Origin of the sequence: Pseudomonas sp. R84, from assembly GCF_009834515.1 — a bacterium.
In the GTDB taxonomy this organism is placed as follows: domain Bacteria; phylum Pseudomonadota; class Gammaproteobacteria; order Pseudomonadales; family Pseudomonadaceae; genus Aquipseudomonas.
Genome location: NZ_CP019426.1, coordinates 2,612,961 through 2,626,490, shown reverse-complemented (window position 1 = coordinate 2,626,490; position 13,530 = coordinate 2,612,961). Strand labels below are relative to the sequence as shown.

The window sequence follows — 13,530 nt, the reverse complement described above, 5'->3', positions numbered from 1 at the left end:
CCGATGGCGCCGGGGCAAACCTTCTTCAGGAGCGCTCAATGAGCCAGCCAACCCACACTCGCATCCGCATGTTCAACACCAAAGACACCTACCCCAACCAGACGCTGGACAACGATTTGTGCCAGGCCGTGCGCGCCGGCAACACGGTGTATGTGCGCGGTCAGGTCGGCACTGATTTCGACGGCAATCTGATCGGTCTTGGCGATCCGCGCGCGCAGGCTGAACAAGCGATGCGCAACGTCAAGCAACTGCTCGAAGAAGCCGGCAGCGACATGAGTCATATCGTCAAGACCACGACGTACCTGATCGACCCGCGTTATCGCGAAGCGGTGTATGGCGAAGTCGGCAAATGGCTCAAGGGTGTGTTCCCGATTTCAACCGGACTGGTGGTGTCGGCGCTGGGGCAGCCGCAGTGGTTGATGGAGATTGATGTGATTGCGGTGATTCCTGAGTAAGGCATCACACCGAGTCGCGGCCTTCGCGAGCAGGCTCGCTCCCACATTTGGAATGCATTGCATTGCGGGAGCGAGCCTGCTCGCGAAGAGGCCAGCCCAGACACACAAGGAGTTCATTAGATGACCTTTTCAATCGCAGCCCGCTGCGCGGAAACCGGCCAGTTCGGTGTCGCCATCAGTTCCTCCAGCATCGCCGTCGGCGCGCGCTGCCCGTGGCTGCTGCCGGGTGTTGGCGCGGTGTCGAGCCAGAACATCACTCTGCCGTCCCTCGGCCCGGAAGTCCTCGCTTTGATGGAACAAGGCCTGGCACCCGACGATGCGCTGGACAAAGTCCTCACGCGCAACGGCTACAGCCAGTACCGTCAGATCACCGCGATCAACCACCTCGGCCAGACCGCACATTTCAGCGGTGCGCAAACCCTCGGCATACACAACGCCGTCAGCGGCGAACAGTGCGTCGCCGCTGGCAACATGCTCGCCGGGCGTTCGGTCATCGAAGCGATGGTCAGTGCCTTTGAGGGCGGCGAAGGTCAACTCGCTGATCGCCTGCTCCAAGCCCTGCACGCCGCGCAAGCACTCGGTGGCGAAGCCGGCCCGGTGCATTCGGCCGCTGTCGTGGTAGTCGGCGAACAGACCTGGCCGATCGTCAACCTGCGCGTCGACTGGGCTGATGAAGACCCGATCGGTCAGTTGCAAAAGCTCTGGGATGCCTACGAGCCGCAGCTTCAGGACTACATCGACCGCGCCCTCGATCCGGCCAAAGCGCCGGGTTATGGCGTGGCCGGTGATAACCGATGAACAGCGTCGAGTTGCTCAAAGCGTTGGTGGCGTTCGACACCACCAGCCGTGAATCCAACTTGCAGTTGATCGAATTCGTTCGCAATTACCTCGCGGGTTTCGACGTGCCGTGCGCGCTGATCTATAACGATGAGCGCAGCAAAGCCAACCTGTTCGCCACGATCGGCCCGGTGGATCAACCGGGCATTGTGCTGTCCGGGCATACCGATGTGGTGCCGGTCGATGGCCAGCCGTGGACGCTGCCGCCGTTCGAACTGACGGAACGCGACGGCAAAGTATTCGGGCGCGGTACCGCAGACATGAAGGGTTATATCGCCTGCGTGCTCGCCCTGGTGCCGTCACTGGTTAAAACGCCGCTGCGCATGCCGGTGCACATTGCCTTGTCCTATGACGAAGAAGTCGGCTGCCTCGGAGTACGTTCGCTGCTCAAGGTCTTGCAGCAACGTCCGATCAAACCGTTGCTGTGCATCATCGGCGAGCCGACCGAACTGAAACCGGTGCTCGGCCACAAGGGCAAACTGGCAATGCGCTGCGATGTGCATGGCCATCCGTGCCATTCGGCCTATGCCCCGCTCGGGGTCAACGCGATTGAATACGCCGCCGAACTGATCGCTGAACTGGGCCGCCTCGGCCAGCAGTTGAAAGCGCCGGAGCATCACGATGCGCGCTTCGATCCGCCCTACAGCACGGTGCAGACCGGTGTGATCAGCGGCGGCAAAGCCTTGAATATCGTCCCGACCGATTGCCGTTTCGATTTCGAAATCCGCGCCCTGCCCTCACAGGACCCGATCCTCGTTGCCGAAGCGCTGCAAGCCTATGCCGAGCGCGAAGTGCTACCGCGTATGCGAGCGGTCAGTGCGCAGAGTGATATTCGCTTCAGCGCCTTGTCGGCGTATCCGGGGTTGGCCACTGATGCGCAAAGTCAGGCCGCCGAGTTGATTTCGGCTTTTTGCGGTTCGAAGGATTTCGGCACTGTGGCGTTCGGAACTGAAGGCGGTCTGTTTGATGCTGTCGGCATTCCGACCGTTGTCTGCGGGCCCGGTAGCATGGATCAGGGCCACAAACCCGATGAGTTTGTCAGCCTCGATCAGTTGCAGGCTTGCGATCAGATGCTCCAGCGCATGCTTGCGTTTATCAGAGCTTGAACCCTGGCCCGACCGCCCTCACGGGTGCTCTCGGGCCAGTTCTTCGCGGCAATGATCGACAAACAACTGCGCCGGTTTGGTCAATTGCACACGACGCAACCAGGCCGCCGACAAGCCCGAACCGGTGACGTTTTCCGCCAGCGGCACACAGACGACTTGCTGACCGTCGTAGGTGTAGTCGCTGAACGGTTTGGTCACCAGAATCGAAAAGCCGAAACCATTGCCGACCATGCCGCGCACCATCTCGATCGACGGTGAGCTGAAGACGATGTTCGGCGTCAGCCCGCGCTCTTCGAAGATACTCACGAAATAGGTGCGGCTCGGCACCACGTCGAGCAGGATCATCGGTTCCAGCACCAGATCATCCAGCGAGACTTTCGCCTGTTGCGCGAAGCGGTGGCTGGCCGGCAGCAACGCGTAAGGCTGTTGCGGCGGCATCAGCGGCGCAGTTTCGATAGTGCTGTCCAGATCGTGTTCGAACAGCATCGCCACGTCGATGCTGCCAGCGGTCAGGGCCTGCACCAGTTCTTGTTGCTCGCCATCACGAATGCGGATTTCCACCCCCGGCCAACGCGCCTTGAACCCGGCGATCAGACGCGGCAGGTACAGCGGAGCAACGGTTTCGAAACAGCCGATATCGATCTGCCCCGCGACCACATCATTGTCGGCCAGCGCGTTCTGCTCGAATTCGTGAGCCACGCGCAGCAGCTCCAGCGCCTTGCGATAGAACCGCGAACCGCTGGGCGTCAGAGAGACGCCTTGAGCGTGATGGCGGATGAACAACTGCACGCCGAAGCTTTCCTCCAGGTGCTTGATGGCCGTGGAGACCGACGGCTGCGCGATGTACAGCTTGCGCGAGGCTTCGGCGACGCTGCCGCAGTCGGCCGTGGTGACGAAGTATTTGAGCTGACGCAGGTTGTAGGCAGCCATGTGAGTCTCCCGAAGAGCGCGAGTGTTCGCCCTGTTCCCTGGCGCACGATCAGGTTTGAACATACCGGACGCGCGCATCCGTCGAAGCATATTTTTTTTAAGGTCTGAAGCAACAAACTTACTAATTTATCTATCCCGACGCTTTGCACATGATCACTTCAACAAGAAATGCGCCGCCCGTGCCGGCGCTTGCCGAAGTACGTCCACGTACTCATCCTTGCCTTGGAGTTCGTCATGGCTACCCCTGCAGCATCCTCCGCTCCGCTGATTGAAAAACACACGATAGGATACGTGCCCCACGAAGATCGCCACGGAAAGGTCAGGGATCTGTTCACGCTCTGGTTCGGCGGCAATATCGCGCCGTTGCCCATCGTCACCGGTGCGCTGGGCGTGCAGTTGTTTCACTTGAATCTGCTCTGGGGCATCGTCGCGATTCTGGTCGGCCATCTGGTTGGCGGCGTACTGATGGCGCTGCACTCGGCGCAAGGCCCGCAAATGGGCATCCCGCAAATGATCCAGAGCCGCGCGCAGTTCGGCTCCCTCGGTGCGTTGCTGGTGGTGTTGATTGCCGGCGTCATGTACATCGGCTTTTTCGCCTCCAACATCGTGCTGGCCGGCAAGTCGCTGCATGGCGTGGTCGACAGCGTTCCTGTGCCGGTCGGCATCGTCATTGGCGCAGTCGGTTCGGGAGTCATCGGCATCATCGGCTACCGCTTTATCCACGTGCTCAACCGCATCGGCACGTGGGTGTTGGGGATCGGCATCGTCGTCGGTTTCGGCTATATCTTCACGCATATTCAGACCGATGATTTCCTCACTCGTGGCAGCTTCAACCTCTCCGGTTGGCTCGCCACGGTGTCGCTGGCGGCTTTGTGGCAGATCGCGTTTGCGCCTTACGTGTCTGATTATTCGCGTTACCTGCCGGCGGACGTGAAAGTCTCGTCGACGTTCTGGACCACGTACCTGGGGTCGGCGCTGGGGTCGAGTCTGGCGTTCATCTTCGGTGCCGTCGCAGTGCTGGCGACGCCGGTGGGCATGGACACCATGGACGCGGTCAAACTCGCCACTGGCTCCATCGGCCCGCTGATGCTGGTGCTGTTCCTGCTCAGCGTGATCAGTCACAACGCTCTCAACCTGTACGGCGCGGTGCTGTCGCTGATCACCCTGGTGCAGACCTTCGCCTATCGCTGGATCCCCACCGCCAAGAGCCGCGCGGTGATCTCGATCATCGTCTTGCTGGCCTGCTGCTTTGCCGCCGTTGGCGCCTCGAAAGACTTCATCGGCCACTTCGTCGACATGGTGCTGGTGTTGTTGGTGGTGCTGGTGCCGTGGACGGCGATCAACCTGATCGACTTCTACGCGATCCACAAAGGCCAGTACGACATCCAGTCGATCTTCCAGGTCGATGGCGGTATTTACGGCCGGTACAACCCGCAAGCCCTGCTGGCCTACGCGATCGGTATCGCCGTGCAGATCCCGTTCATGAACACGCCGCTGTACGTCGGCCCGGTGTCGGCGCACATCAACGGCGCGGATCTGTCGTGGCTGGTGGGACTGCTGGTGACCTCGCCGTTGTATTTCTGGCTGGCCAATCGGGACACCTCCTATCGTCGGCGGATGATGGGCGGGAAACTGGCGAGCAGTCTGTGAGATTGTCCCGATGAAAAACCAAGGCCCGCCTAGTGCGGGCCTTCTTTATTTCGGTATGGTACTTCTTCAAGCCTGACGACTTTGGGGAAAGGGAAATCCAATGCTGCGAATACTCGGTAAAGCCTCATCGATCAACGTGCGCAAAGTGCTGTGGACTTGCGCTGAATTGCACATTCCTTTCGAGCGCGAAGACTGGGGGTCGGGCTTCAAATCGACCAACGATGCGGAGTTTCTAGTGCTCAATCCCTGTGCCATGGTGCCGGTAATTCAGGACGGGGATTTCACGCTATGGGAATCGAACACGATCATTCGTTATCTGGTGTCGCGCTATGACGGCGCGCAGTTTTATCCGACGGAGCCGATGGCTCGAGCGCGGATTGATCAGTGGATCGACTGGCAAGCGTCGGAGCTGAATCGTTCGTGGTCGTACGCCTTCATGTCACTGGTGCGTCAGTCGCCCGACTATCAGGACAATGCCACGCTGGCGGTCGGGATTGAGCAATGGTCGAAAAACATGGCCATCCTCGACCGGCAACTGGAAAAGACCGGCGCTTACGTCAGCGGCGAGCAGTTTTCCCTGGCGGACATTCCCATCGGGCTGTCGGTGAACCGCTGGTTCGAAACGCCACTGGCTCACCCGGATTTTGCCGCAGTGAAAGCCTATTACGAACGCTTGAGCCTGCGTCCCGGCTACGTGCTGCACGGTCGCAACGGCACGCCGTGATAGAGATCATTTGCCTTTGAATGCCTCACGCCGCGCCTGTCGTTCGGCGGCGTAGGCTGCTTGTGGCTGGCTGATCAGATCTTGCCGACGCAAGGGTTCGCCACAGTGATCGCACAGCGGCCCGAGGCCGGCGTCGTGGTTGCAGTTTTTGTGGGTCATGTTCACTGCCAGCCCTTCCTCCGGTGCTTTGCACCAGGTCTCACCCCAAGCCCGCAACGCGATGATCACCGGATAGAACGCCTCGCCTTTCGCGGTGAGGTGATACTCGTAGCGTTTCGGCCGCTCGTTATACAAGCGTCGTTCGACCAACCCATCCGCTTCCAGACATTTCAGACGCGCGGCAACCATTTGCGGCGTACCGCCGGTCTGCGCCTGGATTTCGTCATAGCGATGATTGGCCATGAACAACTCGCGCAAAACCAGCACCGTCCAGCGGTCGCCGACGATCGTCTCGGCCCGGGAGATCGGGCACAGCGTGTCAGGAAGACTATTGTTTACTGCCATCAGGGCTTGCCTCTTTTACAGTTACTATGATTATCATATCTACACGATGCCGGGACAAGCCCTGCGCACCGATAATCCCAATGCCGGAGCAAGCCGCCATGTCGAATACCCCCTATCCGCTGGACAGAACCGCCTACCTGCTGGTCGATCCGTATAACGATTTTCTGTCGGACGGCGGCAAAATTTTCCCTTTGATCAAACCCATGGCCGAACAGAATGGCCTGCTCGATAACCTGCGCAAACTCGACCGCACCGTGCGCGAGCTGAAAATGCCGGTGGTCATCGTACCCCATCATCGCTGGGAAAAAGGCGACTACGAAAGCTGGGACCACCCTACCCCGACCCAATGCAAGATCATGCACATGCACCACTTTGCCCGCGGAGAATGGGGCGGTGAATGGCACCCTGATTTCGCCCCGAAGGACGGCGATATCGTGGTTCAGGAACACTGGGGTTCGAGTGGTTTCGCCAACACTGACCTGGATTTTCGCCTGAAGCAGCAAGGCGTCACCCACGTGATCATCGTCGGCCTGCTGGCCAACACCTGCATCGAAGCCACCGCGCGCTATGCCTCGGAACTGGGCTACCACGTCACCCTCGTACGCGATGCAACAGCGGCCTTCAAAGCAGAAATGATGCACGCCGCCCACGAGCTCAACGGCCCGACATTCGCTCACGTGATTGCCAACACTGACGAACTGATTGCCAACCTCCAATCCCAAGGTGAAGCGCAATGAATCTGTCCGGCCATTTGCTGATCGGCGCGGCGGATGTCGCCGCCACCGCAGGCACGATGAAAGCGCTGAATCCGGCCACTGATCAGTTGATCGAACCCGACTTCGCCTTCGGCGGTGCCGCACAAGTTGATCAGGCTGCAACACTCGCCGATGCAGCGTTTGACCGCTACAGCCACACCTCGCTGGCCGAACGCGCGGCGTTCCTCGAAAGCATCGCTGACAATCTCGATGAAGTACGCCGCGAACTATCTGCACGCGCCGCACTGGAAACCGGACTGCCGCAAGCCCAGCTCGAAGGCGAAGCCGCGAAAGCGGCAACCCAGTTCCGCCAGTTCGCCGATGTGGTGCGCCGGGGCCGCTTTCTGCAATTGGCCATCGACCCGGCGCAACCCGAGCGTCAGCCGCGCCCACGGATGGATCATCGCCTGCAAAAAATCGCCATTGGCCCGGTGGCGATTTTCGGCGCGAGCAACTTCCCGATCTCCTACTCGGTGGCGGGTGGCGATACCGCGTCGGCACTCGCGGCCGGGGCACCGGTGATTCTCAAGGCACACAACGCGCATCCCGGCGCCTCGGAAATCCAGGCCCGCGCCATTCGTAAAGCCGTGCAGGCCCATGGCTTGCCCGAAGGTGTTTTCTCGATGGTGCGTGGTGGCGGCAATGCCATTGGCGAAGCGCTGGTCGATCATCCGCTGATCAAGGCTGTGACGTTTACCGGATCTGAACAGGGCGGCATGGCGCTCTATCGCCGCGCGCAATTGCGCCCCGATCCGATCCCGGTATTCACCGAAATGACCAGCGTCAACCCGACCTTCATCCTGCCCGAGGCCATGGCGGCTCGCGGCACCGAGATCGGCGACGGCTTTATCGAGCGCATGCTGGTCAACGTCGGTCAGGCCTGTTTGTGTCCGTCGATCCTGATTGCCATCCGTGGTGCCGGGTTTGAAGAGCTGCGCAGCGCCATGCGCAAACGGGTCAGCGCGGCACCGGCGCGGACGATGCTGACGCCGGGCATTCATGGCGCCTACGTCGAGGGCTTGATGGTGATGAAAAGTGCCGGCGCGCAGGTGATCGCGGCAGGCACACCGGCCAATGCCACATTCGCCGGACGTGCTGCGTTGCTGGAAGTCGAGGGACACCAATTGCTCAGCGAGCCGGGGTTGGCCCATGAAGTTTTCGGCCCGTCGGCGCTGCTGGTGGCGGTCAACGATGAAGCCGAACTGCTGGCGGTCGCCCGCTCATTCAAGGGTCAGCTCAGCGCGGCGATTCACCTTGAAAGTGTCGATCTGGAATTGGCGCGGCGCCTGCTGCCGATTCTGGAACGGCGCACCGGACGCATCGTGGTCAACGCCTTCGCCCACCCACAGGAAGTGACCTTTGCTACGGTGCACGGCGGCCCTTTTCCGGCCACATCGGACAGCCGCTTCACTTCGGTCGGCATGACCTCGATCGAACGCTTCTTGCGGCCCGTGGCTTATCAGGGTTTTCCGGATGAGTTGTTGCCGCAAGTGTTGCGCGAAGGTAATCCGCTGAATCTGCCGCGCAGCGTCGACGGGCAATAACAGGAGCCAGTGCGCGGCAGACGCGATCATGCATCTGCGCGCACGACCCCGCGCTCTTCCAGCAAGCGCACAAACATGCTCAAACTGCGCGACACCGTGCCCCGTCGCCACACCAGCCAGGTGGTCAGATAGCGAAAATCCGCCGCCAATGGCCAGACGCTGACGGTCGCACTCCCGGGCATGCTCTGCAGCATTTTGCGCGGCATCAGCGCCAGACCGGCGCCGGCGCTGACACAGGCGAGCATGCCGTGGTAGGACTCCATTTCGAAAATCTTGCCCGGCACAGCGGCGTCGGTGCTGAACCATTTTTCAAAGTGGTGACGGTAGGAGCAGTTGGAGCGGAAGGCATAAATATTCTCGCCGTTTACGTCCGCTGCGCGCTTCACGGGCGGGTGGTTGATCGGGGCGATGATGACCATTTCTTCCTCGAACGCCGGCACGCCTTCCAGTGTTGGATGCAGCACCGGGCCGTCGACAAACGCTGCAGCCAGACGCCCGGACAGCACGCCGTCGATCATCGTGCCGGACGGTCCGGTGGACAGATCGAGATCGACTTTCGGGTGCAACTGGTTGTACGCCGCCAGCAGTTCGGGGATGCGCACCGCCGCGGTGCTTTCCAGCGAACCTAACGGAAACGCGCCCTGCGGTTCCTCCCCCGCCACCGTGGCCCGAGCCTCCTGCACCAGATCGAGAATGCGCCGCGCGTATTCAAGAAAACTCCACCCCGCCGGGGACAAACGCAGACGGCTTTTCTCGCGAATAAACAGATCAACGCCCAAATCCTGCTCAAGTTGCTTGATCCGCGTGGTCAGGTTCGACGGCACGCGATGGATCTGCGCGGCGGCGGCGCTGATGCTGCCGTGTTCGGCAACGGCTTTGAAGATTTCCAGCTGCACCAGATCCACATTCATTCTCCAATCGTGAAAGAAACGATCTTTATTATTCAGTTTCCAGAAAACAAACACCACTCTACTCTAGGCTCATCCGACGAACACGCAGGACGATGCCATGAGCCAGATTTCCAGCCAGACCCACGCCATCTCGATCAACCCCGCCACTGGCGAGCAGATCGGTCATTACGCATTTGAATCCGCTGCCGCCCTCGACGCCGCGCTGACCCGCGCCGCCTACGGCTTCGGCAAATGGAAGCGCAAGCCGTTGCAGGATCGCTCGCGCTTGTTGACCGCCCTCGCCGGTGCGCTGCGTGAAACCAGCGAGGCCATGGCCACCATGATCACTCAGGAAATGGGCAAGCCAATCGCCCAGGCTCGTGGCGAAATCGAAAAATGCGCCAAGCTCTGCGAGTGGTACGCCGAACACGGCCCGGCCATGCTCGACGCCGAGCCGACGCAGGTTGAAGGTGGCAAGGCGCGCATCGAGTACCGTCCGCTCGGCCCGATTCTCGCGGTGATGCCGTGGAACTTCCCGATCTGGCAAGTACTGCGCGGTGCCGTGCCGGCGCTGATCGCCGGCAACACTTACGTGCTCAAACATGCGCCGAACGTGATGGGCAGCGCCTATCTGTTGCGCGATGCCTTTACCCGCGCCGGTTTCGCCGAGGGTGTTTTTGAGGTGATCAACGTCACTCCGGAAGGCGTTTCCACCGCCATCGCTGATCCCCGCATTGCCGCCGTGACCCTGACCGGCAGCGTCCGTGCCGGCATGGCAATCGGCGCGCAGGCCGGTGCTGCGTTGAAGAAATGCGTGCTGGAACTGGGCGGTTCCGATCCGTTTATCGTGCTCAACGACGCCGATCTGGACGAAGCGGTGCAAGCGGCGGTCATTGGTCGCTACCAGAACTCCGGTCAGGTCTGCGCGGCAGCCAAACGCCTGATCATCGAAGAAGGCGTGGTTGAAGAATTCACCCGCAAGTTTGTCGAAGCCACGCGCAAGTTGAAGGTCGGGGATCCGCTGTCCGCCGACACATACATCGGCCCGATGGCGCGTTTCGACCTGCGCGATGAACTCGACCAGCAAGTGCGTGACACCCTGGAAGAAGGCGCCACCCTGCTGCTCGGCGGCGGCAAGTCCGCAGGCCCGGGCAACTACTACGAGCCAACCGTGCTGGCCGATGTCACCGATCGTATGACCTCGTTCAGACAGGAACTGTTCGGCCCGGTCGCGTCGATCATCACCGCCCGCGATTGCGCGCATGCCGTGGCCTTGGCCAATGACAGCGAGTTCGGCCTGACCGCTACGATCTACACCGCCAACGTGGCACTGGCCCAGCAACTGACCAGCGAACTGGACACTGGCGGCGTGTTCATCAACGGCTACTCCGCCAGCGATCCGCGTGTGACCTTTGGCGGCGTGAAGAAGAGTGGTTTCGGTCGCGAGCTGTCGCACTTCGGCGTGCGCGAGTTCTGCAATGCGCAAACTGTGTGGCTGGATCGCAAATAATCCAGACACCGGAAAACCCTGTGGGAGCGAGCCTGCTAGCGAAGAGGCAATGTCAGTCAACCCATCCGTTGCTGACTCACCGCTTTCGCGAGCAAGCTCGCTCCCACATTGGGTTTATGCAGCAGCCTGTTGTGGCTCGGCGACGCTGCGATCCTTGCTCAACAAGCCCAGCACCACCACCGCCGACACCAGCGTGATCACCGTCAGGATATGCAGTAGATATTGAAACGCTGACGCATAACCTTGCACCAGGCGTTCATTGGCCAGACCTGGCACGGTGTTGATCGCATGCGCCATATCACCCGTCGTCACCCGGTGCGCGGTCTCGGCAATCAGCGATGCCTCGGCGCTGCCTGTCACCACGTGCACGGCACTCGACAGATCAGCGTGCAGCAATGACGCCAGCACTGCCGCGACAATCGCCAAGGCAATCCCCTCACCCGCCACGCGCACAGTGCTGAAGATGCCCGCCGCCATGCCGGCGCGCTCTTTCGGCACGACGCTGACCGACAAACCATCCATCAGCCCCCAGGGCAAACCGGCGCCTACACCGATCAGCAGCATCGGCACCACTAGCGCGAATTTCGCCTCACCGACGCTGTACAAACTCAGCCAATGCAGACCCGAGGCGGCAATCAGGAACCCGGTGCCGGACAAAATGCCAGCGGATACAAAGCGCGCCAGCGCGGCGGCCAGCATCGGTACCACCAGCATCGGCGCCGACAACGCCAGCAACAGCAGACCGGCATCGATCTCGCTCAAGCCCTCAACGCCGATAAAGCGCAGCGGCAACATCACCACCAGCACGATGTAGCAGAAACAGGTGCCGATCGGCAGCATCTGCACGCCAATGAATCGCGGATAACGAAACAGGGTCAAGTCCAGCATCGGCCGCTCGACACGCATTTCGACGCGCACGAACACCGCCAGCAATATTGCCGAAGCACCCAACAAACCGATGACCAGCGGACTGCCCCAACCACTGTCCGGCGCCTGAATCAGGCCAAACGTGAACAGCGCCAGCATTGTGCTGAACAGCAACGTGCCCGGCCGGTCCAGCCCTTTGGCATCGGGGTCACGGGTTTCGCGCATGCGTGGCAGACCGAAGACCATTGCGATCATTCCAACCAACGCCGTAAAGACAAAAATTGCTCGCCAGTTGAAAACCTCGATCAATGCCCCGGCCACTAAGGGTCCGAACGCCAGACCAATGCCGAACGTCGTGCCAAGCACGCTGTACGCGCGGGTCCGGGCGTGCCCTTCGAACTCTTGCGCCAACGCCGCCGAACCGCTGGCCAGCGCCGCTGCCCCCGCCACACCTTGAACGGCACGCAACACGTCCAGCCAGAACACCGAAGGCGCCAGACTCTGCGCAAACGACGCGGCGGTGAACAGCAGCATGCCAAAGGTGAACAGGCGTTTGCGCCCATAAACATCAGCCAATGCGCCGGCGGCCATCAGCAAACTGCCGAACGACAACATGAACGCATTGGTGATCCAGGTCAGCGCCACCGGGCTGCCGCCCAGATCGCGACCAATGGCCGGCGTCGCCACCGCGCCGCCGGTAAAACTCAACGGCAGGACCAGTGCCGAGAGACACACGGCCGCGAGTACGAGCAACTTGTCGCGCGCTCCGTGCGGCTGAGTCATAGAAATCATTCGTTCCATCCTTTGAGTTATCACAAAGCTGCGTCGCGCAGCGAATAAGGCGCAAAGCACACAGAAAAATCCACCGAAGTTTGCGCACGAAAAAGATGAGAGCGAGCAGCCTCGCTCTCACAGCTCTGGCGTTCAGTTGGCGAAGTCGGTGGACAGCGCCAGCTCATTCCACTCGGCCAACTCCTGCGCCACCAGGCGATTCTTCGCCTCGATCCGCGCCACCGTATCGCTGCCCAGCGCCAGGCGCAGCGGCGGGTTCGGTGCATTGACCAGCGCCAGCATCGCCTCGGCAAACTTCTGCGGATCACCCGGTTGTGCATGATTCGCAGCTTCGGCAAACACTCGCATCTTGCCCACGGTTTCGTCGTAGTCCGGCAGCTCAAGTTGCGTTTTGATCAACGACTGTTCATCAAGGAAATCAGTGCGAAAGAAACCCGGCTCGACCACCGTGGCTTGAATGCCCAGTGGCGCCAGTTCCTGATGCAACGCTTCGGTGATGCCCTCGACGGCGAACTTGGTCGAGCCGTAAACGCCCCAGCCCATGTACGCCTGATAGCCGCCAATCGACGAGATGTTGATCACCCGACCACTGCGATGCGCCCGCATATGCGGCAACACGGCGCGGGTGACATTGAGCAAACCGAACACATTGGTCGCGAACAAGCGCTCGGTCTCGCTGGCGCTGGTTTCTTCTACCGCGCCCAGTACGCCAAACCCGGCGTTGTTGATCAGCACATCGATACGGCCAAAACGCTTGATCCCTTCAGCGACCGCTTGATGCGCTTCGTCTTCACGGGTGACGTCGAGACGCAATGCCAGCAGGTTCGGTTGCTCGCCGAGGCGATCAGTGATGTCTTGCGGGTTGCGCGCGGTAGCGATGACCGCGTCACCGGAACGCAGGGCCTGCTCGGCGATGAGAATGCCAAAGCCACGGGAAGCGCCAGTAATGAACCAGGTGCGCATAAC

13 protein-coding genes are annotated in these 13,530 nt (G+C 60.9%); 8 read left to right on the top strand and 5 right to left on the bottom strand.

Features of this window, described 5'->3' with window-relative positions:
• Positions 1-38: 38 nt before the first annotated feature.
• From PspR84_RS11835 to argE, 3 genes are all read left to right on the top strand, one after another.
• A complete protein-coding gene (locus PspR84_RS11835) occupies positions 39-455 on the top strand; it encodes a RidA family protein (protein ID WP_099758743.1) in 417 nt (138 codons plus the stop codon).
• Positions 456-575: 120 nt separating this feature from the next.
• The gene (locus tag PspR84_RS11830) at positions 576-1,253 is read left to right on the top strand and encodes a DUF1028 domain-containing protein (RefSeq protein WP_160057384.1); all 678 of its coding nucleotides are present in this window, start codon (positions 576-578) and stop codon (positions 1,251-1,253) included.
• Complete coding sequence (argE, locus tag PspR84_RS11825) at positions 1,250-2,398, top strand: acetylornithine deacetylase (protein ID WP_160057383.1); 1,149 nt, start codon at positions 1,250-1,252, stop codon at positions 2,396-2,398. Before PspR84_RS11830 ends, argE begins: the two co-directional genes overlap by 4 nt.
• An 18-nt stretch (positions 2,399-2,416) precedes the next feature.
• On the opposite strand, the gene PspR84_RS11820 is transcribed toward argE, so the two are convergent.
• Complete coding sequence (locus PspR84_RS11820) at positions 2,417-3,328, bottom strand: LysR family transcriptional regulator (protein ID WP_160057382.1); 912 nt, start codon at positions 3,326-3,328, stop codon at positions 2,417-2,419.
• A 234-nt stretch (positions 3,329-3,562) separates the two neighbouring features.
• On the opposite strand from PspR84_RS11820, the gene PspR84_RS11815 reads away from it, so the two are divergent.
• Positions 3,563-4,978 carry a cytosine permease gene (locus PspR84_RS11815; protein WP_160057381.1) on the top strand — a complete coding sequence of 472 codons (1,416 nt, stop codon included), beginning with the start codon at positions 3,563-3,565 and terminating at the stop codon, positions 4,976-4,978.
• A 100-nt stretch (positions 4,979-5,078) separates the two neighbouring features.
• Complete coding sequence (locus PspR84_RS11810) at positions 5,079-5,702, top strand: glutathione S-transferase (protein ID WP_160057380.1); 624 nt, start codon at positions 5,079-5,081, stop codon at positions 5,700-5,702.
• A gap of 6 nt (positions 5,703-5,708) precedes the next feature.
• Here PspR84_RS11810 and PspR84_RS11805 read toward each other — a convergent pair whose 3' ends face one another.
• A complete protein-coding gene (locus PspR84_RS11805) occupies positions 5,709-6,206 on the bottom strand; it encodes a helix-turn-helix domain-containing protein (protein WP_160057379.1) in 498 nt (165 codons plus the stop codon).
• A gap of 98 nt (positions 6,207-6,304) precedes the next feature.
• Between PspR84_RS11805 and PspR84_RS11800 the strand changes: the two genes are divergently transcribed.
• Both PspR84_RS11800 and PspR84_RS11795 read left to right on the top strand, forming a co-directional pair.
• Positions 6,305-6,943 carry an isochorismatase family cysteine hydrolase gene (locus tag PspR84_RS11800; RefSeq protein WP_160057378.1) on the top strand — a complete coding sequence of 213 codons (639 nt, stop codon included), beginning with the start codon at positions 6,305-6,307 and terminating at the stop codon, positions 6,941-6,943.
• Positions 6,940-8,505 carry an aldehyde dehydrogenase (NADP(+)) gene (locus tag PspR84_RS11795; RefSeq protein ID WP_160057377.1) on the top strand — a complete coding sequence of 522 codons (1,566 nt, stop codon included), beginning with the start codon at positions 6,940-6,942 and terminating at the stop codon, positions 8,503-8,505. Before PspR84_RS11800 ends, PspR84_RS11795 begins: the two co-directional genes overlap by 4 nt.
• Positions 8,506-8,531: 26 nt before the next feature.
• Here PspR84_RS11795 and PspR84_RS11790 read toward each other — a convergent pair whose 3' ends face one another.
• On the bottom strand, positions 8,532-9,410 hold the full coding sequence (locus PspR84_RS11790; protein WP_160060076.1) for a LysR family transcriptional regulator: 879 nt from the start codon (positions 9,408-9,410) through the stop codon (positions 8,532-8,534).
• Positions 9,411-9,513: 103 nt separating this feature from the next.
• Between PspR84_RS11790 and PspR84_RS11785 the strand changes: the two genes are divergently transcribed.
• Entirely contained in the window at positions 9,514-10,905 is a 1,392-nt protein-coding gene (locus PspR84_RS11785) for an aldehyde dehydrogenase family protein (protein WP_160057376.1), read from the top strand.
• Positions 10,906-11,019: 114 nt separating this feature from the next.
• Here PspR84_RS11785 and PspR84_RS11780 read toward each other — a convergent pair whose 3' ends face one another.
• Together PspR84_RS11780 and PspR84_RS11775 are read right to left on the bottom strand one after the other, a co-directional pair.
• Positions 11,020-12,564 carry an MFS transporter gene (locus PspR84_RS11780; RefSeq protein WP_160057375.1) on the bottom strand — a complete coding sequence of 515 codons (1,545 nt, stop codon included), beginning with the start codon at positions 12,562-12,564 and terminating at the stop codon, positions 11,020-11,022.
• A 132-nt stretch (positions 12,565-12,696) separates the two neighbouring features.
• A complete protein-coding gene (locus PspR84_RS11775) occupies positions 12,697-13,527 on the bottom strand; it encodes an oxidoreductase (protein ID WP_160057374.1) in 831 nt (276 codons plus the stop codon).
• Positions 13,528-13,530 lie beyond the last annotated feature (3 nt).